Genomic DNA, 26,561 nt, shown 5'->3' with positions numbered 1-26,561 from the left:
CTCATCGCACACTCCTTCTATTTTTGTTATCTATTTTTATGTATCGGTTACTTGAATGAAAAAAAGACATCAACTCTATTTGCAGATGCCACCAATCGTCCCGAGTTCTTCCTTTTACTAATGATACGATAAAAACGCAGGCTCATACAATATTTTCCCGCAAAAGTTTCGAAAAAATTCGCTTCTTTTCTCGTATTTTCGTATTTTTTATGAAAAAAAGGGCATTTTTTGTAAAAAAATAGATATTCCATGAGTGGAAACTGTATATTAAGCCGTACGTTAGTAAATGAAATTTATATCAGCGATTTTGTAAATATATCGACTTACCAACAAAAATCGACAATGAAAGTCGCTATACAATAAGAGGCAGCAGTTCCAAATACTTTTAATTCGTTCATCAATTCATTGAACTGCGGAATATTCATTCGTTGTGCCTGGATCTGGGCTGGCAATAGAAGGTCACATCGTCCTGTAGAATACGTTATATCGACAACAACAGGTAAATGTATTTCTTTCTTTAAAATCGGCACAGCGGAAACATGAAGCGTATTACGCATCGATCTTTCATTACTTCAGAAACTAATTGTAAATCACTACCTATTTATTGGTAGTTTATATATATTAGCATTTAAATCTCGATTCCTCTAATTTCAAAAATTTCCTAAATCCATTTACCAAATCTTTTTTCGTAGTGGGAACTTCTTGAGGCATATAATTAACAAAACTCACCATATCTTCTGGATAGTGATGATTTCCATAAAACTTTGCAATTTCATTTAATAACTCATTTTCTTCTGTACATCTTTCTTTTATCTCAGATAAACAAACAAATCTTAGTTTTCTCTTCTCCTCTACTAACACTGTGCTTTCTTCATCTAATTGAGGAAAATAATTAGTTTTTATTTCTAACATCACCTTACCTAAATTTTCATTAGCGACTCCCCATGACAGTTCACTAACAAACTCACTTTCATCACCAATCCCCATCAATTCTACTGCATAATCAGAAATAACGTCTTTACTAAAATAATTCCCTTGGACGCCTACAAAAATAGTTTTCCAATCATACTTAATATGTTTATTTTTTAAGTCTTTTAAGTTCATATGACTTCCCCCTTACTTTTTGGAATTTGATTTGGTTCACCCGCCATAACACCATTTTCAATAAAAAAAAGACAGTTTAAACACTGTCTTTTTTTATAAGAAGGAAACAAACGGTTTTTCGCTGTTTTTCTCTTTTATAATAATTGCCTCGATTTTACTCTCGGACTTTATCTGCAATTGTACTTTCGCATCTTTAGGTAATTTTTCTAACATACTTTGAGCAGCCATTTGAGTAAGAGCCATTAATTCTGTTTTACCGTTATATTTAATAACGATATTCATATTTAATGTATCCATCTGGTTTTTCTTGTAAGAAACTTTAGCATTGACTGGGATAAAATCTGCCGGAGAAAAATCTTTTATTGCCTTAGCAAATTCAGTTATTTTTGTATTATCTTCTCCATGCGCTTGTTTAAATTCATCAGAAGGATATGAATACGCTTGTTCATCGATCGTACTCCAATTTCCAAGGTTCATATCATTCTTTTGAACGGTAGCACTAGCAATATACGTACCATTTTTTAAAGAACTTGTACTTTCTTGCTTAAAGATAGCAAACGTAATTGGAGACTTATTATACTTGTCATTTTTATTAATCGCTTCAATAAGTTGCTTGGCAACTTCAGTACCTTTAGACATTGCTTCTTCATTCGATACACTTGAAGACATTGCTAACCCAATCACTACACCAGATAAACTTAGTTCGTTTGAATTCTGTTTTCCGAAATAGTCTTGTTCTATAATATTCGTCAAAACGGGTGCTTCTACTTTTGCGACTAGTTCATCAACTAACTTCTCCGGAATATACTGATTTAATTGTAGTACATGATTTTCTGTATCAAATTGCTCTTTTGCAATATTCATTAAACCATTTTCATACTCTGCTAAATCTAATTTAGAATTTGTTTTTATATTAGCTGTATTTATAACCTTTTGTTCCTTTAAAGGAATTACAGTTCTATAATAATCTTTCGAAACAGCTGTTCTCGGAATCATACTTTTTTCTTTCGTATCCTTCTGTATAACTTCATCCTTCTTACTAATCGTATTATTACTACAAGCTCCTAGTAATAAACTTACGACCGCGAAGGATAATGCCATTTTCTTCATTACTTAAAACCTACTTTCAACAATCTAGTTATTTAATTTGAACTATTAACAGTGTACCATTAAATATATTTCAACAAAAACAAAAAAAAGAAGCAAGCACCTTTCGCTTGCTTCTTTTTACTTAATATTCTCTTCTAAAGCGTCTTTTTTGATGTTCCAATGAGACGTATTCCATACTACCATCCCATCTTTTATGTATAACACTTGCGGAGATTCATGTTTAATGCTGTACTGTTCTGCAATAAGATTCGAAACATCTCGCGCATCTTGTACGTATAAGTAATACGCTGGTACTGCTCTTTCTTCATTACAATACGCTTGAAATTCTGTATATGCACCGTGACTGATCGGGCATGTCGTACTATGTTTAAAAAGAATATACGGCTCGTTTTTTTCTACTAATACTTCAAGCTCTTCAATTGCTTCAATTTTTGTCATATTCATCACGATTCACCTCTCATACGAAGTCTAGAGCGCTTTTCTTTCTTTTCAGCTTTTTTCTCAAGTCTTTCTAATTTACGCTCTTCTTTTTCAACTTTTTTCTCTTGTCTCGTCGCACGATAATGATTGTATACTTCAATTGCTGCGCTACTCCACTGTACAACTTGCGCTACTTTATCTGCATTGTTTTCAATTTCATCTGTAACAGAATCTGATACATTACGAAGTTTCGTATTTAAAGAATGGATTGTCGTTCCAATTCCATCTACACCCGATACTACTTTATTTAATGATTGTGACTTCTGTTGAATGTCATCAGCTAACGCATTTGTTTTATGTAATAATTGCTCCGTCTCTACGCTAATCCCTTGCATTTGCTTTTCTAAACCTTCTAACGTGCTTGCAACGTTTTCTAACGTCTTCTGAACCGATAACAACGTTCTGCATACATACACTACTAATACAGCGAAAGCAACCGCGATAATAGCCGCACTTACATATAAAAGAACTTGCATTTCATCACTTCCTTTATCTTTTTCATACTTTACCCTATTATACAATCATTTTCCGTTTCGTTCTAATCCCTATCTTTTCATTAGAATTTTCATACTTATTCGTTAACTTTAACATAAATGATTCAACAAATTCCACTAAGTAGGTTACAATAGGAGAGGATACATAATTAGTAGGGAGGCTTTACATATGAAAGATCCACGCATTGAAAAGTTAGCATACAATTTAATTAACTACTCTATCCGCTTACAAAAAGGCGAAAAAGTATTAATTGAAAACTTTGGCTTACAAAAAGAACTTGTAACTGCACTTGTAAAAGAAGCATATGCAGCTGGTGGTTTCCCATTCGTTTCTTTAAAAGATCATCAAGTAGATCGCTCTTTATTAATGGGTGCTACTGAAGAACATTTTGAACAAATCGCTGCATATGAAGCAAGCGTAATGAAAGATATGGACGCTTATATCGGTCTTCGCTCTGGCGATAACATTAACGAACAAGCTGATGTACCAAGTGAAAGAATGCAAATTCACGGCCAAACAGTTGGTAAGAAAGTTCATAGAGACATCCGCGTTCCGAAAACACGCTGGGTTGTTCTTCGCTACCCAAATGCTTCTATGGCGCAGCTTGCTAAAATGAGCACAGAAGCTTTCGAAGACTTCTACTTCGAAGTTTGTAACTTAGACTACGGTAAAATGGATAAGGCAATGGATAGCCTTGTTACATTAATGAATAAAACAGACAAAGTTCGTTTAACTGGTCCTGGAACTGACTTAACATTCTCTATTAAAGACATTCCAGCTATTAAATGCTCTGGTCATTTAAATATTCCAGACGGTGAAGTATATTCTGCACCAGTTCGCGATTCTGTTAACGGTACAGTTTCTTACAACACACCATCTCCTTACAACGGTTATACATTTGAAAATGTACAACTTAAATTTGAGAACGGTCAAATCGTTGAAGCAACTGCAAACGATACAGAGCGCATTAACAAAATCTTCGATACAGACGAAGGTGCACGCTTCGTTGGTGAGTTCGCAATTGGCGTAAACCCATACATCTTACATCCAATGGGAGACATCCTATTCGATGAAAAAATCGATGGCAGCTTCCACTTCACTCCTGGACAAGCTTACGACGATGCATGGAACGGCAACAACTCGAACATTCACTGGGATTTAGTATGCATCCAGCGCCCTGAATACGGCGGCGGCGAAATTTACTTCGACGACGTACTAATCCGTAAAGACGGACGCTTCGTTGTATCTGAACTAGAAGCTTTAAACCCAGAGAACTTAAAATAATAATAAAAACGCTCGGAATGTTCTCCGAGCGTTTTTTTATTAATATTGTAATAAATCTTTCGCCACATCCTCTGGCACTTTAAAACTCATTTTCTTATTTTTCATTTCAACTTCGACATAAGGGACATCTTTATATACTGTCATAGTACCAATTTCATGTAACTCTTTTTTATCATTACTCGACTCCGATAATTTTTTTGTATCCCCTTGGTACATTTTAAATGTTTTCCCTTGCGGAGTATCTAAAGGAGCCGACTGCATTTCCCACTTCTCCATTTTCATAACTTCAAACAGCTTTTCAATTTCTTTCTTATCGGTAATTACTTTTTTATCACTTGAATCTGTAAGTGATTCAATTTCAACTTTTTGTGCCTTTTCTAAGTTCAGATCTGCCTTTTCCTTCTTCGTACTACATCCTATTAAAAGAACGGATGCGGTTAGCAGAAGTAAAAATAACATAAGGACTTTTTTCATTTCTAATCCCCCTAACTACATAGAGCTACTTTTTTCGTTTTTTGTTTGCTGAAAATGAAAATAATATAACAGCGCCACTGCGATAGTACCTATTAATATTGGTTCATATAAGGGAAGATCCCATTTCATATATACTCTAGTGCAACCAACAAGCACAAACAAAATTTCTAAACAGAATAAAGGTTTTACATATTTCATTTCTTACCTACCATTTCTATTTTCACATTTGGGTTCTCTTTCTTGATAAGCGCCAAAAATTCATTCATATGTTGCGGCATCGCAACCATATGTACTTTGTATGCATTCGTCGTAATTTCAAGATATTTCCCAACTTGACGAATGATTCTTATCTCTTTCAATACGATATCGTCATTTAAAATGCCGTACTTTAATACACCATTTTCTACTTTATGCTTTTTAATAAATACTTCCCAAACAAGTGGCACATTTACAAGGAAGCATAAACCCATTCCAATTAACGCTGACATCCACTGCTCTTTATTTGAGATAATCATGACAAGTGGATATACGAACATAAAAACTAACGTGAGACAAACGAAAATTACTACTGACTTACTTCTTTGAATCGGAAAGTCCATACCTACACCCCCCCAACCTAAATTATACCACTTTTTCCATTTTGGTTATAAAAAAAGGCCATTTCTGAATGACCTTTTCAAACAATGTACCTATAGAATTTCTTATCTACCTGTAACACTGGAAAACTTTTTGGCAACTCGTCTATACTCACAATTTGGAAATTATTCTTTTCATAAAAGCGATGCGCTGCTAAAAACTTCACTGTCGTTCCTAAGTAAATATCTTTCAGCTTTTTATTCTCAGCCCACGAAATTGCTGTTTGGAGCAACTTATGTGACGCGCCCCACCCTTTTCCACGAAATTCTTTTTTTACGAACATTTTTCTTAGCGCTACTTGCTGATTCTCAATATCTAATAAAGCTACTGTTCCAACTACTTTATCATCATAAATTGCTACCCAAAAGTTTCCATAATCCCTTTGATAGAAGGTTTCTATTTCAAGTAAGTCTGGCTGCTCTTCTTTCGTAATGGGAACATTGTACTCTTTTCGCTGAATATGAACGATAAGATCTACTACTTCATCTTGAAACGTACTTTCATACGGAATAATGCGTATCTTCTCGTTCATCGGATCTCCTTCCACTCTGAAGCTAGTAAACTATATACAGCGATATCATGAAAATGATCATATAACCATTCTTCATCTCTTAAAATACCATCTAACTTAAAACCTAAACGCTCTGGAATAGCTCGGCTTTTCACATTATCAACACCGCACCGAATTTCCACTTTATTTAATTTTAAATCCTCAAATGCATAGTGAAGTACAGCTTTCACGCTACGCGTCATAATACCTTTCCCGCCAGCATCTTCTGCCAGGTAATATCCGAGACTGGCCGCTTTCTTCCCCCAACTTACCGGATGAATGCCTACCATCCCAACGAGCTTTCCTTTATAACGTATGCCACTTTCAAAACCGTCTCCCTCTGCAAACTTCTTTAACCACATCGGACAAATCTCATCATACGCACCAGCTGATTTCATCCCATCTACCCAAGGAAGCCATCTTCGTAAATGATTACGGTTTTGGTCTATTAATTGATATAGTTCCTCTTTATGATGCTTCTCTAATAACTGTAATTCGATTTCATCGTCTACTCGAAGTGTGAACATGTTTTTTAGCTCCCTTTCAGTTTTCTTATTATTCTAACACTTACAGATATAAATTGTTAAATATTCACACTTTCTTTTGAATTTTATATATGAACAACCACTATATATGATTGATATCTAGATATGAATCATATATAGTTAAAGTATGGAAAAAAATGATAATTTTATAATTCAATTACGTAAAGGTGTTTTTGATCTCGCTATTTTGTCTTTAATAAGTAAACAACCTATGTACGGATACGAAATTACAAGTGCATTACAAGATATCCCTGTGTTTCATATCCCAAACGGTTCGATTTACCCCATATTAAATCGAATCACGAAAAACAATTGGGCTATTTCCTATTGGGAAGAGTCCGGTGATGGCCCAAAAAGAAAATACTATCGAATTACAGACGAAGGGAGAGAAATTTTAAATAGTCGCTTACATGATTATGATGCAGTGTATCATGCTCTAATGTTACTAGCTAAAGGAGAGGATAAAAAATGAATAAAGAACAATTCTTTTCAAATGAACTCATTACTTCTTTCTTACACGATCTTCATAAAGGTTTAATGAACCTACCTACGTCAACAAGAGAACAACATGTGCTAGAGATCAAATCGGATTTATATGAAAATGCATTAAGTAAAGAAAGTGAAGGGATACCATTAGAAATCATCCCTTCACAAGTGATTGAAGAATTTCTTCCTCCAAAAGAATTAGCAAAGGAAATTGCCGGAGAATATACAGACGTTATTCAAGATGCACAGCAATCTACAAATACATTTATTAAATACTTTACAGGGCTATCTGTTGCTCCACTCGTTGCTTTATCAGTACCTATCGCACTTGGCTTTATAAATATTTCAGCTAATTTACCATTTTTATTAGCCTTTATCGTAAGCAATATTTGGTTCATCTGTAGAGAAAACCATTGGAATACAAAGCAATTAAAATTTTTAAAAACAATGATTTTCTTTAGTACTAGCGTTTTAATTGCACTTCCATTTGCATTCTTCGCGATTCGAATTATGATAACAAAACAATTCGATATGTTTTCATTCTATTATTTAATCGGATATGTACTTTTTAGTTCACTATATATCTTTTTATTAAAACAACTATACAAAAAGAATAAACAATATCAACAGATTAACGCTTTTTAAAATATATCGAACACAACAAAAAAAGACGCACAGCCACAGCTATGCGTCTTTTCTATTACTTCTCTGCAACTTGAACTTCTTTTACGTAAGCTGCTTCGAATTTTTGTATGTCTCCTGCGCCCATGAAAATTAGAACGCCGTTTTTATGTTTCTTTAATACATCCGTTGTTGTATCTGTAATTAGTTCTGCACCGTCAATACGCTTTTGCAGATCTTCGATTGTTAATTCACCTTTGTTTTCGCGCGCTGATCCGAAAATATCACATAAGTATACTTGGTCAGCTTTGCTTAAGCTTTCAGCAAACTCATCTAAGAACTTTTCTGTACGTGAGAATGTATGCGGCTGGAATACAGCGACAACTTCACGCTCTGGATGTTTTTGACGAGCTGCTTCAATCGTTGCATTAATTTCTGTCGGATGGTGTGCGTAGTCATCGATAATAACTTGCTCTCCCATTGGCTTTTCATTAAAGCGACGTTTTACGCCTTCAAAAGTTGTTAACTGATGCTTAACTGCTTCTACATCAACGTTTTCATAATGGCAAAGCGCGATTACTGCTAATGCATTTAATACGCTGTGGTTGCCGTATCCTGTAATTTTGAACGTGTCATAGTACGTATTACGAACGAATACATCGAAAATAGTACCATCTGTTCTCTTTTGAATGTTACGTGCTTGGAAATCATTATCTTCTCCAAATCCATAGAAAATAACAGGTACTTTCGCTTGAATTTTTTGAAGTTCTTCATCATCTCCACATGCAATAATACCTTTTTTCACTTGCAATGCCATCTCTTGGAATGCATTGAATACATCATTGATATCTGAGAAATAATCTGGATGATCAAAATCAATGTTTGTCATAATTGCATAGTCTGGATTGTAAGACAAGAAATGACGACGATACTCACAAGCTTCAAATACAAAATACTTACTATTTTCTACCCCATGCCCTGTTCCATCTCCAATGAGGTAAGATGTAGGGTATGCACCTTGCATTACATGGGCTAACAAACCAGTTGTTGATGTTTTTCCATGCGCACCAGTTACAGCAACACTTGTGTATTGGTTCATAAGATCACCTAAGAAGTGATGGTAACGATGTACTGGGATGTTTAATTCTTTTGCTGCTACGATTTCTTCATGCGTATCAGGAAATGCATTTCCTGCAATAATCACTTGTCCTTCTTTTACATTATTTTTATCAAAAGGAAGGATCGAGATATTACGCTTTTCCAACGCTGTTTGTGTAAAGAAACGCTTTTCATAATCAGACCCTTGAACAGTATGCTTCATGTCATGAAGAATTTGAGCTAATGAACTCATTCCTGTTCCTTTAATTCCTACAAAATGGTAAACTGTCATCTTAAAGAACCTCCAACATTTCGAACTAATACAACGGCCTATCTATAAGACAGTATATGAATCTTTTCTTATTTTGGTAATCATCATACATTTTTGATGTAGTGAAGTTATTCTTTCCCTTCACTTATCAGGATAAACTCGTACGTACTTCTTTTTTATGTCCATAACAAATCCATTATAGCAAAAAAGAAGCCGCTATACTATGATAACAGAAAAACTGATAGGGTCAATCACCTATCAGTTTTTCTGTTTTACATATCTTCTCTTTTTTCTAATTGAACACTCTCTAAACGTGGGTTTGGACGATATTTACGACCAGCTTTCGCTTCTGGTTTTCCATTTAATTCTACGTTATCACCAGTAAAGCCAATATTCATTTTTAATAAGCTACTTCCTACTCCGTATATATCAACAGGTACGTTTTGAGCTTCAAATTCACGAATACGCTTCTCATCAAATCCACCAGTTACAACGATGTCTACATGCTGGAATCCTTCTTCATCAAGTGCTTTACGAAGTGCGAATACAAGCGATGGGTTTACACCACGTGGATCGAATGTTCCAAGTACTTCTGGGTGGCGAATGAAGTATTGATCAATCATCGTGCGCGACGTATCTACACGTACACCTTTTAATGTTGATCCAAATTCACGCGCTACGCGAAGTGCATCTGTAATGACATCATTGTTGTAATCAATTAATACAACTAATTCATCTTCTGGGAATTTCTTATGATATGCTTTTGCCGCTTCCACAACATCACCATTAAACATTTGAATTAATGCGTGAGGCATTGTCCCCATACCACTTCTGCCCCACCATTCATTCATCGCATGCGTCGCTTGTGCGCTCATACCTCCGATGTATGCTGCATAACCGTCACCAGCTTGTTGCGTATAATGATCGTCACGATCTCCCATGAAAATAACTGGTTTTTCTTTATCTACGCTACGCGCAGCTTGGACAACGTTATATACGTTTGTCGCAACTGATGTACGACGGGCTAAAATCCCATCAATGACACCTTCTAAAAATCCGAAATTTTCATAAGGACCATGAATTGTTAACACTGTTTCAAACGGACTAATATTATCGCCATCTTTTAAAGAGTTAATCTCAAGTTCCTCAGGATTTTTGGCGAATGTTTGTAGCAACGCAATCACTTCATCTGTTCCGCAAAGAACTGCATTTTCCTTTTGGAAAAATTGCATCGTCACAACACTTTTCGGGCGAAATTCTTCAATGATTTCTCTAGTCTTTAAAAAGTAAACGGCAGAGAACCAACCTTCTCCAACACGTTCGTCAAATTTAAATGTTCTATTTGTTAGTCTATTTATTTCACCTTTTAATTTTAATTCAATTTCTTTCATGTCGCTTTACTCCCTACTTTACTATCCAACATTTTCTATTAGTATACAGCAAAACCGTTTACTATACATTTGTTTCCTGCATAGCAGCGAATTCATCCTCAGAAATAAGGACATCTCTCGGTTTCGTTCCTCTTCCTTCAGAAATAATCCCTTGCGATTCCATCTCTTCAATGAGACGTGCCGCGCGATTATAACCGATGCGGAATTTTCGCTGTACAGAAGATGTGGACGCTCCCCCTTGTTCTACAACAAATTGACATGCATCAAAGAACAATTCGTCTTCCGACTCAGCTTGTTCTGTTTTCGCTAATAAATCCTCTTGCTTAAATAAGTAATTCGGCTTCATTTGCTTTCTCACATGATCAACTGTTTTCTCAATCTCATCATCCGATACATATACACCTTGTACACGAACTGGTTTAGACGTACCGTTTCCTAAAAATAGCATATCACCACGGCCAAGTAATTTCTCCGCGCCCCCAATATCAATAATCGTACGCGAATCAACTTGAGATGATACAGTAAACGCAATACGCGTTGGAATGTTTGACTTAATTAAACCTGTAATAACATCTACAGACGGACGCTGCGTTGCTACTAATAAATGAATACCACAAGCACGTGCTTTTTGCGCAATACGACAAATCGCTTCCTCAACATCACCAGGTGCTACCATCATTAAATCGGCTAACTCGTCAATGACAATAACGATATAAGGTAATGTCTCTCCTGGAATTTCTCGCCCACTTACAATCGTATTATAACGAGTTAAATCACGAGCACCAGCGTGCGCAAACAATTCATAACGACGCTCCATTTCTTCAACCGCCCACTTTAATGCAGCTGTCGCTGCTTTTACATCCGTAATAACAGGTGCTACAAGATGTGGAACAGAATTGTATGGTGCAAGCTCAACCATCTTCGGATCGATTAACATTAACTTCACTTCATGCGGTTTCGCTTTATATAAAATGCTCGTTAAAATTGCGTTAATGCACACACTTTTACCAGAACCCGTTGCACCCGCAATAAGTCCATGTGGCATTTTTCGAATATCCGTTACAATTGGATCGCCTGAAATATCAAGTCCTAGCGCAACTGTAAGCGGTGATTCGCTCTTTGTAAACACAGGACTTCTTAAAATTTCACGAAGAAATACTGGCTTACTTTCTTTATTTGGAACTTCGATTCCAATCGCACTCTTCCCTGGAATCGGTGCTTCAATACGAATATCTTTCGCTGCTAAACTCAGTTTAATATCATCACTTAAGTTTGTAATTTTATTTACTTTCACACCTGGGTCTGGCTGTACTTCAAAACGAGTTACCGCTGGACCTTGTGATACGTTAATAACATGTGCACCAACGTGGAAATTATTAAATGTTGTATCTAATAATTCTTTCTGTTCATCCAACCATTCCGTATTATCTAACGCTGCCTGCTGCGGAATTGACAACAATGTTAATGGCGGAATTGCATATGTCGGTGGTGTTTGCAATACATTTCGCATATCGTTCTCTCTTTGATTTACAACATATGCTTTCTCTTGTACTTCCGTACTTGAAATCGGCTTTTGTACTTGCTCTGCCACTACTTGCTGCATTGATCTCTCTTCCACTTGTGGTTCCACTGCCACTTGTTGCACTGGTTGTTCTTCCACTTGTGGTTCTACTACCACTTGTTGCATTGGCTTTTCTTCCACTTGTGGTTCTACTACCACTTGTTGCATTGGCTTTTCTTCCACTTGTGGTTCTAGTTGCATTGGCTTTTCTTCCACTTGTGGTTCTACTACCACTTGTGCTTTTCTTCCACTTGTGGCACTGGTGTTTCTTCTACTTGTTGGACAGGCTTATTCTCTACTCGTTCACTCATAGAAGATTGCATTGCATTTACTCTAGCCGCATGTCTTTCCATTAATCGCGTTCTGTCTTGTTTCAACATAACAACATTAAATGGTACATGACGCTTTTTCTCACGTTTTGGTTCTTCTTTTTGTACAATTGGTTGTTCTTCCGCAATCAGTGCTTCTTCTACAACTGGCTGCTCTTCCGCAATCGGTGCTTCTTCTACAACTGGCTGCTCTTCCGCAATCGGTGCTTCTTCTACCTCTAGCTGGTTGCTCTTCCGCAATCGGTGCTTCTTCTACAATTGGCTGCTAATCGGTGCTTCTTCTACAATTGGCTGCTCTTCCGCAATCGGTGCTTCTTCTACAACTGGCTGCTCTTCCGCAATCGGTGCTTCTTCTACAACTCGTTGTTCTTCTGCAATTAAAACATCCGCAAAGCTTTGAACATCTTTCTTCGCTTGTTCTTCAGCCTCTGCAACATGTATGAATTCATTCGTTTGTTCAATTGCTTCATTTAAAACCATTTCTTGCTGTGTTTCCTCAAGTGCTACAGGTTCTGCTTCTTCTGGCGCTTCCGTTTCCGTAATTACTTCCACTTTTTCTAACTCTTCTGCTTCCGCAATTACTTCCACTTCTTCTGACTCTTCTGTTTCTGCAATTATTTCCACTTCTTCTAGCTCTTCTGTTTCTGTAATTATTTCCACTTCTTCTAGCTCTTCTGTTTCCGCAATTACTTCCACTTCTTCTGCTTCCGCAATTACTTCCACTTCTTCTTGTATTTCCACGACGATTGTTTCTTCAAGTTTTTCTTCTGCTTTGACAATCACTGATTCTTCTGGAGCTTGCTTTTCTACTTCAATAGTAGGTTGTTCTATTTCTGTATTGCGTTTAGTTTCTTCTGATAATATTGTATCCTCGTGCTCTACTTTAGAATCTACTAATTCTGTTTGTAGAATGTTTTTGGCCACTACATCACTTTCTTGCTTAGCATCTTCCATACGCTCAGCAATTGTTTGATGAGGTACTTCACCCGCTGGAACTGCCTGCTGTGCACTAATTTCTTGAACCACTTCTTTTTCTACTATAGGCTCTTGGCGTTCAATTTCATAACCGTTTTTCTCTAGCCATTGATCGACAACTGACTTTTCTTCCTCTTTACTTTGTTGATCTCGCTGATCAACGCCTTCATGACTGGAAGAAGTCGTTGCTTGTCCTTCTGAGAAATCAGATAATGTATATCCTTTTTTCTCTAGCCATGCATCAACGACTGATTTGCCCTCTACAGATATTTCAAGGTCTTCTCTTTCCTTTTCTTCCTCCTGCTTTTCTACCTTTTTCTCTACAGAAGGACGATTATATCCGTAAATTGGCGAAATCATTTCTGTTGGACGAAATGGTCTACGGTTACTTTCTTGCGAAGGTGCAGATGCCTTTTTTACGACAGGCTCTCGCTCCGGTTCATATTGTACTTCCGGCTCTTCATATGTAGAAACTACCTGTTCCACATACTGTCGTCTACTTCTTTCCACTTTGATTCCTCTTTGAGTAGGCTGATTTTCATATGTTACAACTTGAACAGGTTGTTCTTCAAAATGCCCTGTTGCTATAACATCCTCTTCATCGAACCCATTATCCGGTACTAATGGAAAACGGCATTTACCTGCATTCCTACTTGCCATTTGTGCTTCTCTTGCTTCAGTATAGTGGTTTACACGAGGAATTTTCGACTGACTTTCGATTTGCTTTGGTACTTCTTTATTTATCGCTGTTTGTTCTTCCTCTTTGTTAAACAGCTTTTTCATCCAATCTAACATGCTTACCACTCTTTCTACTAAATAGTAACATCCTTTATTGTATCAGCATTCGGCAAAAAGTGCAGGTAAAATTAAGCATGTCATATTTATCCATAATATTCTAATTTACGAGTGTTTTCATATGGAAAAACGCAGCCTTACATGTAAGACTGCGTTTAAGCTTTGCTCTTCCGATATTCCTCTACACTATCCGTTACACTTTGCAATAAAGAATTTACATACTGTGGGTCAGATAATTTTTTATCTTCTTCAGGATTTGACATAAATCCAAGTTCTAATAGTACGCCAGGAACCTTTGCCCAATTAAATCCAGAAAGGTCATCCCTGAATTTAATTCCATTTACTTTCACTTGATGATTCTCTCTCATTTTATTTACAATCGTTTGAGAGATTTGAAGACTTTCAGCATAAATCTCTTTCGTGTACGGACTTCCTTCTGCCGGCGTTAATACAGCAAATCCACTTTGATTCGGATTTTCAGAACCATCTGCATGAAGACGTAAAAACAAATCCGCCTTATGATCATTCGCAAATGTCGCGCGTTCTTTATTACTTATATCCACATCTTGTGACGTTCTCGTCATTAATACTTGTATTCCCTTTGCTTCTAACTTTTCTTTTAATACGGAAGCCATTTCTAATACAAGAACAGCCTCTCTTTTTTTCGTCACAACACCAGTTGTACCATCTGTCACTTTATATTTTTGCGTCGTTGCTCCTGGCCCAATCGGCTCTAAATTTAAATTTGCTTTTTGTTGATGCCCCGGATCAATAACAACAAGAAACTTTCCTTGTTTTTCATTACTCTCTACTTTTTGTTCATTATTTTGCAGCGGTTGCTCAGCTGGCTGCACTGGCGTAGCTTCCTCTTTCTTTTCTTCAGCCAGCACTTCCTCCTGCTTCTGCTCCACTTGCTCATTCGTTTGAACTGCTTGCGGTTCTTCTTTCTTTTCTTGTTCTTCTTGCTGCTTTTCTACCGGTGCGTCTTCCTTGTTATCTTTGTTTGTTTCCTGCATAGAAGATGTTACTTCTTTTTTCGGCTCTTCTTGCGAACAACCTCCCATATATATTCCAATGAATGCAATCATACTCATTATCTTTATATACTTCATACTTTTCTCCCATCACTTTGCACCGGTCTCAAAGTTTTTCTTATAATTGTTTTATAATCTCATCCATATTTCCAATATGAACGGGTTGCCACGTTTCTGTACCACGCTCTGCGGTATAGACTAGATAAGCATCATCAACTACATTTACGAAAACAGGATCCCCCATATCTGTTTCATATCCGATAACAATCCATTCCTCTTTCCATTTTCCACTTTCTTCACTTAATAATGAATTTTTATGTTTATCATATCGATAACCGATTTGTCCTTTTTCTAATTCATTTTCGCTAAACAAATATATTTCATAGGAACCTAGTTCGATATCCTGCTGTTTTGAAGTTTCAATTCGTTTCAGAAGTTCTGCGATTTTTAGTTGTTTTTTCATACGTCTATCCCCTTCTATTTTTCTAAATTTTAACTAGTTTGTTTATAAAATACAATATAGTTTTTGAGAAAAAAGGTGACATCCTTATATTATGAACGATTTTTTGAATATATCTGTCACAACTCGCAATATATCAACGATTTTTCAAATATATCTATCACAACTCGCGATATATCAACGATTTTTCAAATATATCTATCACAACTCGCAATATATCAACGATTTGACACAGAATATCGACTTACCAGCAAAAAATGATAAAACAAAAAGAGAGGCTGTCCAAAAGGACAACCTCTCTTTTCTTACATCAATTAAAATTTGAACTCTTGTCCAACTTCAAAGCTATCTTCTAATACAAGAATACCTTTTTCTTGTGGAGCATCTGGAAGCTCTAATTCACGTGCCGAGCAAATCATTCCAGAAGAAGGAACACCGCGAAGTTCAGCTGGTTTAATTAGCATACCGCTTGGCATTACAGCGCCAATTTTTGCAACGACAACTTTTTGTCCTGCATCAACGTTCGGTGCGCCACATACGATTTGTAATGTTTCTGTACCGATTTCTACTTTACAAATGTTTAACTTATCAGCATTTGGATGCTTCTCTTTTTCAGCTACATAGCCTACAACAAATTTTGGAGAAAGATCTGCTTCTACTGTTTCTTCAAAGCCGTTCTTCGCTAAAATTCCGTTGATTTTTTCTACAAATTCTTTCGTTAATGTTAAGTTACCTGTTTCTTTTACTTCTAAGTAAGAAGACGCATTAAAGATGTTGAACCCTGCTGTTACATTGCTTTCACGATCGTATACGCGTGCAACATCTCCTTTGCGATCAAAAGTACGGTTCTCTAAAGTAATATCTTGTAAGGCAACAATTAGAGTGTCACCAATTCCTTCAAGGTTGTAAAAAACGTTCACTTCGTTCATCCTTTCTCTTTTCCATCTGTCTTCTTCCGATTCTTCGCTAAAATAAAGATTGGCTCAAAGTCTCCATCTTCATATACGAATGAAAGTGATGTAATCGGAACATGCCCTTCGGCAAAAAATTTCATTGTCATTTGCGCAATAATATCATAACCGATTTCGTTGACGATATCAGCAATAATTAATACATCTTGGTGAGGAACAGCAACAACCATGTCACCAGAAATCTTTTCACGCATCGATTGTAGTAACGATTCGTTTAAAATACGCGTCGCATCATACCCATCATTTGTGTTTAAAAAGTAGAATGTATTCCCTGCTACTATTTCTTGTTTAAATTCATAACCTAATGAGCGAGCGTTGAATAATGCCATTTCACGCACTTGTTGCTCTGTAAGTTCTAATTTTTGTAATAGACGCTCATCAATGAGTCGATACGTTTTATTTGAATCTAACGCGTAGTAAATACGTGTTTCCGCCGTATGATCCGTCATAATAAACGGATTTCCTTCTTCTGCTTGTTTCGGGAAAGAAGTAGAGCGAATAACAGGTAAAATTTTCGCTACGCTATTTTCTTCTTTATGCATCGCAATTAACGCTTCTTGTACGTAATAAGCAACCTCTTCAATTGCTTTTTCTTTGTTCACTTCCCATTTTGCCACAACTCCTGGAAGCGATACGTTAATACCTTTTTTCGAGTCTTTTTGTTCTATACGTAGAACTTCTTTCTCGCTATCATACTGAAAGTCCCATTCTGGGCGAGATAATTTCTTCATTAACTCGTCTTTCATCTTTTTACTTGTCATCTTCATCTCTTTTTCCTCCCTTCCAAAAAAATAACCTCCCCCGCGAAGGTAGAGGTTGTTTTACAATTCAATTGGCAAATTGCCTTATTTTAAACCTTCAATGAACTCTTCGATTTGTTCTTGTGTTTTACGATCTTTGTTTACATAGCGACCTGTTTCTTCACCCTTATTGTACGCTACAAAGCTCGGAATGCCAAATACGTCTAATTTTACGCATAGATCAATAAACTCATCACGATCTACATAGTAAAATGAGAAATCACTATATTTCTCTTCTACTTCTGGCATAAACGGGTCTACAAAACGGCAGTCTGGGCACCATTCTGCTGAGAACATAAAGACTACATTCTCTTCATTTTTCAATTGTTGGAATTGCTCCATGCTTTCTAATGATTTCATCTATATTTCCTCCTCTAACGAGTGCATTTTTTCATGTTATAATCTTTCTTTTATACTACCATACATCGCGCATGGTGCAAGGTTTATGCTTGCTTTTCGTCATACTTATATTGCCCAACAAGTAACTTAACAACGTGTACAAATAATTCCGTGCGGTCGACATAATCATCTGTAAAAATACCGATAGCACCTTCGTGACTACGAATATCTTTTCTCTGTACAAATTCTTCCATCACTTCACTTAACTCCTTGCCATCTTCAAGAGGTGCTAAAAAATCATCTGGTAACTTAATACGTGCACCGCCTGCAACGAATGTTTTACCGGTACTTGTTGCTAGCGCGCCCCAGTTACACATAAATAAACCGTGCTCCGTTTTCATTACGCCACCTTCTAATCCAATACCAATTTGAGCTTCTCCTTCTTGTAGCGCTCGCTTCGCTCTATTAACCGCTCCTTGCATCGTCTCTTCATCTGTAAACGGCTGGTTTGCTACTCCCGAAGGAACAGAAAGAGATGTAATTGTAACATCTTTCCAAACCTTCTCCACAGCACCAACTTTCGTTTTATTCTTCGATCCAACTACTACTTTCATTTCGTTCACCTCTATAAAAATTTATCATTTTGTTCCATCCAATATCCGCTTCGGCACAAATTAAGTACCAACCACTATCACACACCACAGTGGAATCCCTTCTACCTAAAAAAGAAGGTCGCTTCCCACAACATTACCGGCCTCGAACTCAAAAACAGCCTTCCTCTCTCTTCCTATCCGCGGTCTTACTACATCATTCGAGCACCAAATAAGCACTGACCGCCACCACACATCGATGGGCCATCTCTTCAATCCAAAAAAAGAAAGGCTCTTCAGCCCTTCTTCCTTACGCGTTATTCTTAATTGTCTCTAGCGTCGTTTTATCCGTTGCTCTTACAAGCTTCGTAATTAGTTCTTTCGCTGCCGCATAATCATCAACATGTAAAATAGAAGCATGTGTATGAATGTAGCGTGCGCAAACACCAATTACTGCTGATGGGATACCTGAGTTACTTGTATGTACACGACCCGCATCTGTACCACCTTGTGAAATAAAGTATTGGTACGGAATGTTGTGTGTTTCAGCTGTATCTAAAATGAATTCGCGCATTCCTCTATGTGTTACCATCGTACGGTCGTAAATACGAAGAAGAGCACCTTTTCCTAATTGACCGAACTGCGTTTTATCACCAGATGCATCGTTTGCTGGACTTGCATCAAGCGCATAGAAAATGTCTGGTTGAATCATATTCGCAGCAGTTTGTGCACCGCGAAGACCAACTTCTTCTTGTACAGTCGCACCAGAGTATAATGTGTTTGGTAATGTTTCGTCTTTTAATTCTTTTAATAATTCGATTGCAAGGCCACATCCGTAACGGTTATCCCAAGCTTTCGCCATAATTTTCTTTTCATTTGCCATCGGCGTAAACGGACAGATTGGCACGATTTGTTGTCCTGGTTTTACACCAATCTCAATCGCATCTTCGTAGCTATCTGCACCTATATCAATTAACATATTTTTTATATCCATCGGTTTTGCACGTTGCGCGTCACTTAATAAATGAGGAGGAATAGAACCAACAACCCCAATAACAGGACCATTCTTCGTCATAACTTGTACACGTTGCGCTAATAACACTTGACTCCACCAGCCGCCTAACGTTTGAAAACGAAGCATCCCGTTTTTCGTAATTTGCGTAACCATGAAACCTACTTCATCCATATGACCTGCTACAAGAACACGTGGGCCAGTTTCGTCCCCTTTTTTCAGACCAAATACGCTACCTAAACCGTCTTGCACAATTTCATCCGCATATTTGCTTAATTCTTGCTTCATAAAACGGCGTACATCATGTTCGAAACCTGATGCACCTTGTAATTCTGTTAACGTACGAAATAATTGTAATGTCTCTTTATTCACGAAGTCCCCTTCTTTCAAACCTTAGTAGAATACCTCTTTTATTGTAACGAAATTTTCGAAATGTTTCTAGTTTCTTCTTTTTTAGCTGTATTTGCTTTATAATTATTATTGGTACACTATTTTTATTTTATAGAATTGAGGTGAATATATGAGCTGGAAAGGTTTAGTAGCAGGTCTTGGCGTTGGGTTCGCAGCTGGTTATCTTGTTGCAAACAAAGTACAAGAACAATCCCATATTTCTTCAGAAAAAGCATTGAAAATGGTGAAACAAGCATTAAGTCATAAAGGTGAAATTACTGGCTCTTGGGTACATATGGTTCCAGAGACATTTGAAAAATATGATGTCGCATACGAAGTTTATCGTGGCGGTCTTACAACGATGTTAGATGATATACAAGAACGATTTGAATTTTTAGTTGATGCTAAAACAGGTACTGTTTTAGAGGTGATAGCAGCATAAAAAGGAGGGTTCCCATTAGGTGAACCTCTTATTTTTTAATTGTGGATAGTAATTGAAATTATATGGGCGATTTTTTAAATATATCGACTTGCCGACAAAAAACGAAAAGGAGACTGCCCCAACAGACTGCTGGAACAACCTTCCCTTTTTTATGCTTCTACACTCGTTTTCCGCTCTATTTTTTCTACAATATGCCCTTCCTCATTCCACTTTACTGCACGGTAATACGCGTCATGATAAAACGTAAACCAAGCATCGTTTTCAGCGCCGTACTTCATCCACTTTTGCTTATTTTCAATTGATGTCATTGGATAATCATCGTATGCCATTACCCATAGTACATTTTGATGTGCGTGCGTCGGCAATAGGTCTGCTAAATGAAGCATCGTTTCACCTTTGCTTTCTAAAGCAATAACTGCATGTCCATCACTATGACCACCTGTATGCGCCATTTTTATTTCATCCGTAATTTCTATTTCTTGCTGGAATATAACAACTTGATCTACAATCGGCTCCCAATTTTCCTTCCAATATGTATTACGCGACCTGATATTTGGGTTCCTCATTTCATTCCATTCCATTTCGCTTACGTAAACTTTCGCATTCGGAAACGATGGTACAAGGTGATCACCTTCCCATTTCGTTAAACCAGATGCATGATCAAAATGCAGGTGTGTCATTAAGACGTACTGAATATCTTCAGGTTTTAAATCTAATTTTTCTAATGATTTATAAACCGATGACTCTTCTGTTACACCTTGATTTCGCTTCATCTTCTCATTCAATTTACCGTTTCCTATTCCGGAATCAATGAGCATATTACCGTCTTTCGTTTGCAAAAGTAACGGATCTGTTCGTAAATAAATATGATTTGTATCATTATGTTTATATTTACGTGACCAAAGTACTTTCGGTACAACACCAAACATTGCTCCTCCATCTAAATGTGTGTTCCCGCCTTTTAGCCACGTCACTTTTATATCTCCAATTTGTAACTGTTCCATTTTTCATCCCCCTTTCCTTTTAATATTAACATAAAATTCCGATTATTTTAGTTACAAAAAACCTATGCATTACTGCATAGGCTCTGTGCGATATTTCGCTTCAACTCGGTAAATACGATGACCTTTACTTGAGAATTTCTCTTCGTATTCTGTCATAATGTTTCCTTCATAATCACTATTATGAAGATCTAGGCTCAGGTAAGTTAATAACATACCATACTCAGCCATACTCATTAGAGAGTATTCAAATAAACCTTGGTTATCTGTTTTGAAATGAATTTCTCCGCCTTCTACTAACACTTCTTCATAATTGCGCAAAAATGTTTTATACGTTAAACGACGTTTCGTATGACGATTCTTCGGCCATGGATCTGAGAAGTTTAAATAAACGCGGTCAATCTCACCTTTTGCAAAGAAAACTGTTAAATCTTCAGCATCTTTATTAATTAACTTTAAGTTCGGCACTTCTTCTTCAATTAATTTATCAAGTGCATCTACAACAACACTTGTGAATTTTTCAATTCCAATATAATTAATATGTGGATTTGCTTTTGCCATATCATACATAAAGCGACCACGACCTGTACCTACTTCAATATGAATTGGTTGTTCATTTCCAAATACTTCTTTCCAGTTACCAGCGCGCTCCTCTGGGTTTCCGATTACGATATGTGAATACTCATTAATTCGATCCATTGCATATGGTTTATGTCTTAAACGCATAGATGTCTCCCTCTCTTTACATAGCTATTTTAAAGGAATAATTCCTTCTCTCTGTTTTAATCAATCTCCCAAACAAAAAACCAAGTACGTACGAGCACTCGGTCCGTTTCTTTCAAGTATAAGATGTACCATTTTGATAAAAACTACATACAGCATTAAACATTCCATGACGAAACAGCTTTTTCTCGTACATTTGAAGAGAAAAACAATCGAAAGGATGATCCGTTCATGCCAATTAATCAACAACATCAATTAGAAGTGCTGAAAGATATTTTAGTCAATCACCAAAGTGATTGTTGCGGGACAGTTTCTGAATGCGAGCAATTAGAGCGTCTCATTCAATCGTTACTCGCAAACGATAGTATAAGTAGTGACGCTAAAGCAATGCTAAACGATGTATATTCTTATAGTCAATCGGGTAAATCTTCCTCTAATTTGGACAACCACATTTCCAATAATCAAGAACAACTTACTCAGTGGATTGCTGGAATGGACAATTTTTCTTAAGTATTACTCTGAAGCAAGTAGTTGCTGTAAATATTGATGCCAATATTCAGCTTCTGCTTGCTGTTTTTTTGTTGTGTGCCATTGCATAGACAAAATCGTTTGTGCTATGACATACCATCTCATACGCCTAAGCAGCGATTCATCCATTTCAATATCATAATATTCGAGCCACTCGCTCCATTCATGGCGTGGAATGTACCAATATAATAACATACCAAGGTCTAGAGCTGGGTCAGCAATTACAGCTCCATCCCAATCAATTAAAAACAACTCATCTTCATCCGACAATAGCCAGTTGTTATGGTTCACATCACAATGGCATACAACGAATTCATTGTATTCAATATCTTTTAATGAATCCATTAAATATTGAAGGCCTTGCTGAATTGTTTCATCATCCCTTATATCTCCTCTTAAAACAAGTTGCAGTTGTTGTAATAACTCTTGTGCGTGAAGCGGTTGCTTCCCAAGTCTTTGAATCATCTGTACAAGCGCTTTAGAGGAGTGTATTTTCTTCAAAAGTTTCGCAACACGTTCTAGTTTCATATCCTCTGGCTCTAGCTTCTGTCCCGGAAGCCATTTTTGAGCAGAAATTACATCACCGTTCGTTACCCTTCTTGTCCAAAGTAATTTTGGAACAATTCCTTCTGCTGACAATACCGCTAAAAAGGGCGATGTATTCCGCTTTAAAAATAACTTCTGTTGTCCGTTTTGCGCAATATACGCATCGCCCGTTACTCCACCAGCCGGTACAAGACTCCACTCTTTTCCTAATAATTGTTCCAACCATTCCATATTCATTACCCGTTAACAAATCCTTATCTTTTATAGTTATGAAAAGAAAAACCGCAACATTTCTACACATGTTGTGGATTCATATATTTTACTGTAAATGAAAAGAAAACTTGGCATAAGCCAAAAACTCTCTATTTTATTTTACAAAACCAGTCATAGAATGACAACTTATCAAAATCGTCACCTTTGTCAATTCTACATTTATTACATTCTCATCGTCAAGTAGCGATTTGTCACATTATCGTCAATATATACGTGCTAATTGGAGCCAGCTGAAGTTCCTTTCCTCTAAATGAAGAAATTGGCTCTATTTTCGCTTGCTTTTCGTTTACTAACACATGCCACGTTTCTTCTTTCGGAAGTAGCACCGTTTTAACTTCTAAACCGCTATTAAATAAAACTACAATCTCTTTCCACGGTCCAAACGATTCTGCATGCCCTAGGTGATATGCAAGTACTTCTGGAGAGGTTTGCAAAAAAGTCATGTGCTTTTTTATAAGGTCTGCGTTTTGTAATCGGAATGCTCCGTGCTCTTTACGAATCGCAATTAAACCTTTTATATAGTTAACGGTCTCTATCTCGTTCTCTTTTTGATCCCAATCTAATTGATTAATTTCATCATTTGCATTATAACTATTTTCATTTCCTTGCTTCGTACGATAAAACTCTTGCCCAGCATGTAAGAAAGGAATACCTTGCGAAAGAATCACCATTGCGCTCGCTAGAAGGTGACGTTTTTTCAAAATCTCTTCTGGCTCTTCATTACTGCGCATTAGTTTATCCCACATCGTCATATTGTCATGACATTCTACATAGTTAATGCTTTGCACAGGCTCTAGAAACAGACCTGTTTCTTTCATACTCAAAAGACTTCCCGATGCTATATACTGCAAATGATTACAGTCTACATGCCCACCAAGTGCAAACCCACGTTTATTTATATGAAAGGTACTCCCTTTTATCCCATCACGAAATTGATCATTAAATTGCGCGATATGCGGCATTTTCTTTGCATTATTTAACGTTGCTTTTTCCTCTAGAGGAAGTGGGGTTTGTAGATCCCATCCTTCTCCTAATAACAATGCATCTCGCTTTATGTTTCGCACTTCTTTTTCTATTATATTCAATGTATCAACATCTAAAATTCCCATTAAATCGAATCGGAATCCATCAACATTGTATTCAGTAAGCCAATATAAAATAGACTCTACAATGAATTTCCTCATCATTTTCCGTTCAGATGCTATATCATTCCCGACTCCCGTCCCATTAGAAGGCATGCCATCTTCACCATGACGAAAATAATATCCTGGGACAAGCTTTTCAAATGATGATAGCTCTCTTTCATACACATGATTATATACAACATCTACAATCACTCTAATGCCGTGCTCATGAAATGTTTCAATTAGTTGCTTACACTCTACTATCCTGTTATACGGATCAGAGAGGTCTGTAGCATAATATCCCGTTGGCGCATCGTAATATAATGGATTGTAACCCCAATTATATGCAGAGGAAGGATTCGCCTCATCTACACCACCGAAACAATATAAAGGTAATAGTTCAACATGTGTAACACCCAAATCTTTTATATGAGACAAGCCTGTTAACGTCCCATTTCGCCCTATTGTCCCTTCTTCCATTAGCCCTTTATATGTTCCTTTTTTACTCACTCCACTGCCCTGATGAATAGTAGCATCACGAATATGCAGTTCATACAATATGGCATCTGTCATTGCCTGTAATGGTGGTAATTGCTCTCGTTTTGTTACATTTGTCTTTTCCAAATCGATAACAACGCCGTACGTCCCATTTACAGTCACTGACTTTGCGTAAGGATCCACCGCTTCATTCCATATTAAATTAATACAAACAAGAAATGTATACTTTGCTCCGGCTAAATCGCCTTGTAATGTATGAGTCCAAACCCCATTTTCTCCTCTATGCATTTCATGATCGGTATATTCTTTATCACTTTTATAAATCCTTACTTTCGCAAGCCTCGCAGTTGGAGCCCATACTTTAAATGTCGTTGCTTCTTTTTGATACACGGCTCCTAAATCTGTACCTTCGTAGTAATACTTTTCATCGAAAATCGCTGTTCTTATGACAGCACCTATTTGTAAATCTGTTTCTTCATTCCGTTCATCTCGTACTGTATAATACTTCCCCACATCTAGCGGCTCTTCTATAAAGCACTCATACTTCGTTGCATCCGGAAGCGCAATTGTATGAGAAATCGGTAAATCTTTCACGTTACTTCCTTCTTGCAAACGAAATGTCCGGCTTGTTCCATACGCGTGTGGGAGCAAAATTGTAATTTTATTCATTTCATCTAAATAGGCATCAAATGGACGTTTTACTTTCAACATAAAAAAATCACCATCATTCTTAAAATTAAATGAAACGAGCTGCAAATGATAAGGCTTTTCTTATCAGCAAGGCTCTATACAGTAACACATTATTCTCTATAGTATATTCACCTGTATAAAAAACGTTTTCATACATTCTATTTTTGTAATTTTATTTCAGCAATCGCTTTATACTTCGGTGTCTCCTTCACATGAGATTCGTATAAAGTAATCGTATCCGCTTGAAATGATATTTCAGGCACTTCCTTTATATGTTCTAAATCAAACTTCTCTTCTCCTACCCATTTACGAGCAACAGTAATATGCGGATGATACGGGCGCGTTTCTAAAGACAATCCATTCCCTTCACAAATAACGTGTACTTGCTTTTGTAATTGAAGCAAATCGTAATTCTCGCTTACCTTCGACCAAAAAATACGCGGCCTATCTTCCATACCGAACGTAGAAAATCCTTGTAATGTGAACGATAGTTCTTTCATTTCTGTAATTGTTTGTAATCCATTCTTTATTCCTTCTAATTGTTCCTCTGTTGCACTACCTAAAAATGAAAGGGTAATATGGTAGTCTTCTTTATGTACCCATGAACGAAATGGTAATTCCTCCTGCATTTCTTCTTTATAGTTAGACAGCACTTCTTTTATATGATTCGGTAACGTAATCGCGACAAAATAATGCGGCTCCATGTACATCTTCTCCTTCTTTCTATTGTTGCTTTTCTTTCTTATCTCATTCAATTAAATAGAATCAAACTTCCCTACAAGTCTAACCAAGTTAGGGTTGCGTTAATAAAGTGAAACTTTAATCAGTGGGGTTTTGTCCATCCCCTACTGATTATCAGCCCTCACCAATCGGGCTTTTACGGGCAGTTGATCCCCACCTAACTTCTTCGCTTTCGCTAAATTTTAAAGTGGGGG

28 protein-coding genes and 2 pseudogenes are annotated in these 26,561 nt (G+C 36.8%); 5 read left to right on the top strand and 25 right to left on the bottom strand.

Features of this window, described 5'->3' with window-relative positions:
- Positions 1-323: 323 nt before the first annotated feature.
- The 5 genes and pseudogenes from DN392_RS02505 to DN392_RS02485 all read right to left on the bottom strand — a co-directional run.
- Positions 324-566, bottom strand: a pseudogene (locus DN392_RS02505) (hypothetical protein); the annotation flags it as partial.
- Between the two features lie 55 nt (positions 567-621).
- Positions 622-1,104: a DUF2247 family protein gene (locus tag DN392_RS02500; protein ID WP_088321491.1), complete on the bottom strand. Its 483-nt coding sequence runs from the start codon at positions 1,102-1,104 to the stop codon at positions 622-624.
- A 93-nt stretch (positions 1,105-1,197) separates the two neighbouring features.
- Positions 1,198-2,214, bottom strand: a complete 1,017-nt coding sequence (locus tag DN392_RS02495; protein ID WP_000738034.1) for a CamS family sex pheromone protein — start codon at positions 2,212-2,214, stop codon at positions 1,198-1,200.
- Positions 2,215-2,331: 117 nt separating this feature from the next.
- Positions 2,332-2,658 (bottom strand): bacillithiol system redox-active protein YtxJ, encoded by a 327-nt coding sequence (gene ytxJ, locus DN392_RS02490; protein WP_061673038.1) that lies wholly within the window; start codon positions 2,656-2,658, stop codon positions 2,332-2,334.
- Positions 2,658-3,170 carry a DUF948 domain-containing protein gene (locus tag DN392_RS02485; protein ID WP_001197725.1) on the bottom strand — a complete coding sequence of 171 codons (513 nt, stop codon included), beginning with the start codon at positions 3,168-3,170 and terminating at the stop codon, positions 2,658-2,660. The genes ytxJ and DN392_RS02485 overlap by 1 nt, the downstream gene beginning before the upstream one ends.
- 187 nt (positions 3,171-3,357) lie before the next feature.
- Here DN392_RS02485 and DN392_RS02480 point away from each other — a divergent pair, with 187 nt between their 5' ends.
- Positions 3,358-4,473 (top strand): aminopeptidase, encoded by a 1,116-nt coding sequence (locus tag DN392_RS02480; RefSeq protein ID WP_000654737.1) that lies wholly within the window; start codon positions 3,358-3,360, stop codon positions 4,471-4,473.
- Positions 4,474-4,512: 39 nt separating this feature from the next.
- Here the strand turns inward: DN392_RS02480 and DN392_RS02475 are convergent, their stop codons facing one another.
- From DN392_RS02475 to DN392_RS02455, 5 genes are all read right to left on the bottom strand, one after another.
- Positions 4,513-4,947: a hypothetical protein gene (locus DN392_RS02475; protein ID WP_088321490.1), complete on the bottom strand. Its 435-nt coding sequence runs from the start codon at positions 4,945-4,947 to the stop codon at positions 4,513-4,515.
- 15 nt (positions 4,948-4,962) lie between these two features.
- Positions 4,963-5,145, bottom strand: coding sequence for a hypothetical protein (locus tag DN392_RS02470; RefSeq protein WP_000878349.1), 183 nt, complete (start codon positions 5,143-5,145; stop codon positions 4,963-4,965).
- Positions 5,142-5,546 carry a PH domain-containing protein gene (locus DN392_RS02465; RefSeq protein WP_000347189.1) on the bottom strand — a complete coding sequence of 135 codons (405 nt, stop codon included), beginning with the start codon at positions 5,544-5,546 and terminating at the stop codon, positions 5,142-5,144. The genes DN392_RS02470 and DN392_RS02465 overlap by 4 nt, the downstream gene beginning before the upstream one ends.
- Before the next feature lie 77 nt (positions 5,547-5,623).
- Positions 5,624-6,115 (bottom strand): GNAT family N-acetyltransferase, encoded by a 492-nt coding sequence (locus DN392_RS02460; protein WP_064449025.1) that lies wholly within the window; start codon positions 6,113-6,115, stop codon positions 5,624-5,626.
- Complete coding sequence (locus DN392_RS02455; protein ID WP_000494655.1) at positions 6,112-6,660, bottom strand: GNAT family N-acetyltransferase; 549 nt, start codon at positions 6,658-6,660, stop codon at positions 6,112-6,114. The genes DN392_RS02460 and DN392_RS02455 overlap by 4 nt, the downstream gene beginning before the upstream one ends.
- Positions 6,661-6,805: 145 nt before the next feature.
- Between DN392_RS02455 and DN392_RS02450 the strand changes: the two genes are divergently transcribed.
- Positions 6,806-7,150, top strand: coding sequence for a PadR family transcriptional regulator (locus tag DN392_RS02450; RefSeq protein WP_043935380.1), 345 nt, complete (start codon positions 6,806-6,808; stop codon positions 7,148-7,150).
- Entirely contained in the window at positions 7,147-7,809 is a 663-nt protein-coding gene (locus DN392_RS02445) for an HAAS signaling domain-containing protein (protein WP_048565788.1), read from the top strand. The genes DN392_RS02450 and DN392_RS02445 overlap by 4 nt, the downstream gene beginning before the upstream one ends.
- Before the next feature lie 55 nt (positions 7,810-7,864).
- Here the strand turns inward: DN392_RS02445 and murC are convergent, their stop codons facing one another.
- The 10 genes and pseudogenes from murC to DN392_RS02390 all read right to left on the bottom strand — a co-directional run bounded on the left by murC (position 7,865) and on the right by DN392_RS02390 (position 19,783).
- Complete coding sequence (murC, locus tag DN392_RS02440) at positions 7,865-9,175, bottom strand: UDP-N-acetylmuramate--L-alanine ligase (RefSeq protein ID WP_000219463.1); 1,311 nt, start codon at positions 9,173-9,175, stop codon at positions 7,865-7,867.
- Positions 9,176-9,426: 251 nt separating this feature from the next.
- Positions 9,427-10,545 (bottom strand): nicotinate phosphoribosyltransferase, encoded by a 1,119-nt coding sequence (locus tag DN392_RS02435; protein WP_000658382.1) that lies wholly within the window; start codon positions 10,543-10,545, stop codon positions 9,427-9,429.
- Between the two features lie 61 nt (positions 10,546-10,606).
- Positions 10,607-14,205: pseudogene (locus DN392_RS02430) on the bottom strand (DNA translocase FtsK).
- A gap of 155 nt (positions 14,206-14,360) precedes the next feature.
- Positions 14,361-15,317, bottom strand: coding sequence for an N-acetylmuramoyl-L-alanine amidase (locus DN392_RS02425; RefSeq protein WP_000874062.1), 957 nt, complete (start codon positions 15,315-15,317; stop codon positions 14,361-14,363).
- A gap of 40 nt (positions 15,318-15,357) precedes the next feature.
- The gene (locus tag DN392_RS02420) at positions 15,358-15,702 is read right to left on the bottom strand and encodes a hypothetical protein (protein WP_000744398.1); all 345 of its coding nucleotides are present in this window, start codon (positions 15,700-15,702) and stop codon (positions 15,358-15,360) included.
- Between the two features lie 311 nt (positions 15,703-16,013).
- Complete coding sequence (ytpR, locus tag DN392_RS02410; RefSeq protein WP_001006767.1) at positions 16,014-16,628, bottom strand: YtpR family tRNA-binding protein; 615 nt, start codon at positions 16,626-16,628, stop codon at positions 16,014-16,016.
- Positions 16,625-17,437 (bottom strand): DUF1444 domain-containing protein, encoded by an 813-nt coding sequence (locus DN392_RS02405; protein WP_061673045.1) that lies wholly within the window; start codon positions 17,435-17,437, stop codon positions 16,625-16,627. Before DN392_RS02405 ends, ytpR begins: the two co-directional genes overlap by 4 nt.
- A gap of 78 nt (positions 17,438-17,515) precedes the next feature.
- On the bottom strand, positions 17,516-17,830 hold the full coding sequence (locus DN392_RS02400) for a thioredoxin family protein (RefSeq protein WP_000838193.1): 315 nt from the start codon (positions 17,828-17,830) through the stop codon (positions 17,516-17,518).
- A gap of 83 nt (positions 17,831-17,913) precedes the next feature.
- Entirely contained in the window at positions 17,914-18,423 is a 510-nt protein-coding gene (locus DN392_RS02395) for a DUF84 family protein (RefSeq protein ID WP_000869958.1), read from the bottom strand.
- 286 nt (positions 18,424-18,709) lie between these two features.
- Positions 18,710-19,783: a M42 family metallopeptidase gene (locus DN392_RS02390; RefSeq protein ID WP_001031515.1), complete on the bottom strand. Its 1,074-nt coding sequence runs from the start codon at positions 19,781-19,783 to the stop codon at positions 18,710-18,712.
- A gap of 148 nt (positions 19,784-19,931) precedes the next feature.
- Between DN392_RS02390 and DN392_RS02385 the strand changes: the two genes are divergently transcribed.
- Positions 19,932-20,243 (top strand): PepSY domain-containing protein, encoded by a 312-nt coding sequence (locus DN392_RS02385; protein ID WP_000118541.1) that lies wholly within the window; start codon positions 19,932-19,934, stop codon positions 20,241-20,243.
- A 149-nt stretch (positions 20,244-20,392) separates the two neighbouring features.
- Here the strand turns inward: DN392_RS02385 and DN392_RS02380 are convergent, their stop codons facing one another.
- Both DN392_RS02380 and trmB read right to left on the bottom strand, forming a co-directional pair.
- Positions 20,393-21,247, bottom strand: coding sequence for a YtnP family quorum-quenching lactonase (locus DN392_RS02380; RefSeq protein WP_000436874.1), 855 nt, complete (start codon positions 21,245-21,247; stop codon positions 20,393-20,395).
- A gap of 69 nt (positions 21,248-21,316) precedes the next feature.
- Complete coding sequence (trmB, locus tag DN392_RS02375) at positions 21,317-21,970, bottom strand: tRNA (guanosine(46)-N7)-methyltransferase TrmB (RefSeq protein ID WP_001239384.1); 654 nt, start codon at positions 21,968-21,970, stop codon at positions 21,317-21,319.
- Between the two features lie 228 nt (positions 21,971-22,198).
- Here trmB and DN392_RS02370 point away from each other — a divergent pair, with 228 nt between their 5' ends.
- Positions 22,199-22,477: a YtzH-like family protein gene (locus DN392_RS02370; protein ID WP_001122236.1), complete on the top strand. Its 279-nt coding sequence runs from the start codon at positions 22,199-22,201 to the stop codon at positions 22,475-22,477.
- Positions 22,478-22,480: 3 nt separating this feature from the next.
- Here DN392_RS02370 and DN392_RS02365 read toward each other — a convergent pair whose 3' ends face one another.
- From DN392_RS02365 to thpR, 3 genes are all read right to left on the bottom strand, one after another.
- A complete protein-coding gene (locus tag DN392_RS02365) occupies positions 22,481-23,278 on the bottom strand; it encodes a phosphotransferase family protein (RefSeq protein ID WP_002096266.1) in 798 nt (265 codons plus the stop codon).
- Positions 23,279-23,505: 227 nt separating this feature from the next.
- A complete protein-coding gene (pulA, locus tag DN392_RS02360) occupies positions 23,506-25,647 on the bottom strand; it encodes a type I pullulanase (protein WP_088321489.1) in 2,142 nt (713 codons plus the stop codon).
- 137 nt (positions 25,648-25,784) lie between these two features.
- Positions 25,785-26,330, bottom strand: a complete 546-nt coding sequence (thpR, locus tag DN392_RS02355; RefSeq protein ID WP_000433229.1) for an RNA 2',3'-cyclic phosphodiesterase — start codon at positions 26,328-26,330, stop codon at positions 25,785-25,787.
- Positions 26,331-26,561 lie beyond the last annotated feature (231 nt).

Origin of the sequence: Bacillus sp. BB51/4, from assembly GCF_008368845.1 — a bacterium.
Taxonomy (GTDB): Bacteria; Bacillota; Bacilli; order Bacillales; family Bacillaceae_G; genus Bacillus_A; species Bacillus_A wiedmannii.
The sequence above is the reverse complement of the archived record's forward strand: the minus strand, read 5'-3'. Positions and strand labels throughout refer to the sequence as shown.

Excerpts from the sequence above, each read along its gene's own strand:
- DN392_RS02450 (WP_043935380.1), top strand. The coding sequence starts at position 6,806 with ATGGAAAAAAATGATAATTTTATAATTCAATTACGTAAAGGTGTTTTT.
- DN392_RS02445 (WP_048565788.1), top strand. The coding sequence starts at position 7,147 with ATGAATAAAGAACAATTCTTTTCAAATGAACTCATTACTTCTTTCTTA.
- DN392_RS02370 (WP_001122236.1), top strand. The coding sequence starts at position 22,199 with ATGCCAATTAATCAACAACATCAATTAGAAGTGCTGAAAGATATTTTA.
- pulA (WP_088321489.1), bottom strand. The coding sequence starts at position 25,647 with ATGTTGAAAGTAAAACGTCCATTTGATGCCTATTTAGATGAAATGAAT.
- DN392_RS02420 (WP_000744398.1), bottom strand. The coding sequence starts at position 15,702 with ATGAAAAAACAACTAAAAATCGCAGAACTTCTGAAACGAATTGAAACT.
- DN392_RS02475 (WP_088321490.1), bottom strand. The coding sequence starts at position 4,947 with ATGAAAAAAGTCCTTATGTTATTTTTACTTCTGCTAACCGCATCCGTT.
- DN392_RS02385 (WP_000118541.1), top strand. The coding sequence starts at position 19,932 with ATGAGCTGGAAAGGTTTAGTAGCAGGTCTTGGCGTTGGGTTCGCAGCT.
- DN392_RS02485 (WP_001197725.1), bottom strand. The coding sequence starts at position 3,170 with ATGCAAGTTCTTTTATATGTAAGTGCGGCTATTATCGCGGTTGCTTTC.
- trmB (WP_001239384.1), bottom strand. The coding sequence starts at position 21,970 with ATGCGTTTAAGACATAAACCATATGCAATGGATCGAATTAATGAGTAT.
- DN392_RS02380 (WP_000436874.1), bottom strand. The coding sequence starts at position 21,247 with ATGGAACAGTTACAAATTGGAGATATAAAAGTGACGTGGCTAAAAGGC.
- DN392_RS02365 (WP_002096266.1), bottom strand. The coding sequence starts at position 23,278 with ATGAATATGGAATGGTTGGAACAATTATTAGGAAAAGAGTGGAGTCTT.
- DN392_RS02425 (WP_000874062.1), bottom strand. The coding sequence starts at position 15,317 with ATGAAGTATATAAAGATAATGAGTATGATTGCATTCATTGGAATATAT.
- thpR (WP_000433229.1), bottom strand. The coding sequence starts at position 26,330 with ATGGAGCCGCATTATTTTGTCGCGATTACGTTACCGAATCATATAAAA.
- ytpR (WP_001006767.1), bottom strand. The coding sequence starts at position 16,628 with ATGAACGAAGTGAACGTTTTTTACAACCTTGAAGGAATTGGTGACACT.
- DN392_RS02465 (WP_000347189.1), bottom strand. The coding sequence starts at position 5,546 with ATGGACTTTCCGATTCAAAGAAGTAAGTCAGTAGTAATTTTCGTTTGT.
- DN392_RS02395 (WP_000869958.1), bottom strand. The coding sequence starts at position 18,423 with ATGAAAGTAGTAGTTGGATCGAAGAATAAAACGAAAGTTGGTGCTGTG.
- DN392_RS02435 (WP_000658382.1), bottom strand. The coding sequence starts at position 10,545 with ATGAAAGAAATTGAATTAAAATTAAAAGGTGAAATAAATAGACTAACA.
- murC (WP_000219463.1), bottom strand. The coding sequence starts at position 9,175 with ATGACAGTTTACCATTTTGTAGGAATTAAAGGAACAGGAATGAGTTCA.
- DN392_RS02500 (WP_088321491.1), bottom strand. The coding sequence starts at position 1,104 with ATGAACTTAAAAGACTTAAAAAATAAACATATTAAGTATGATTGGAAA.
- DN392_RS02495 (WP_000738034.1), bottom strand. The coding sequence starts at position 2,214 with ATGAAGAAAATGGCATTATCCTTCGCGGTCGTAAGTTTATTACTAGGA.
- DN392_RS02400 (WP_000838193.1), bottom strand. The coding sequence starts at position 17,830 with ATGAAATCATTAGAAAGCATGGAGCAATTCCAACAATTGAAAAATGAA.
- DN392_RS02460 (WP_064449025.1), bottom strand. The coding sequence starts at position 6,115 with ATGAACGAGAAGATACGCATTATTCCGTATGAAAGTACGTTTCAAGAT.
- ytxJ (WP_061673038.1), bottom strand. The coding sequence starts at position 2,658 with ATGAATATGACAAAAATTGAAGCAATTGAAGAGCTTGAAGTATTAGTA.
- DN392_RS02455 (WP_000494655.1), bottom strand. The coding sequence starts at position 6,660 with ATGTTCACACTTCGAGTAGACGATGAAATCGAATTACAGTTATTAGAG.
- DN392_RS02480 (WP_000654737.1), top strand. The coding sequence starts at position 3,358 with ATGAAAGATCCACGCATTGAAAAGTTAGCATACAATTTAATTAACTAC.
- DN392_RS02405 (WP_061673045.1), bottom strand. The coding sequence starts at position 17,437 with ATGAAGATGACAAGTAAAAAGATGAAAGACGAGTTAATGAAGAAATTA.
- DN392_RS02470 (WP_000878349.1), bottom strand. The coding sequence starts at position 5,145 with ATGAAATATGTAAAACCTTTATTCTGTTTAGAAATTTTGTTTGTGCTT.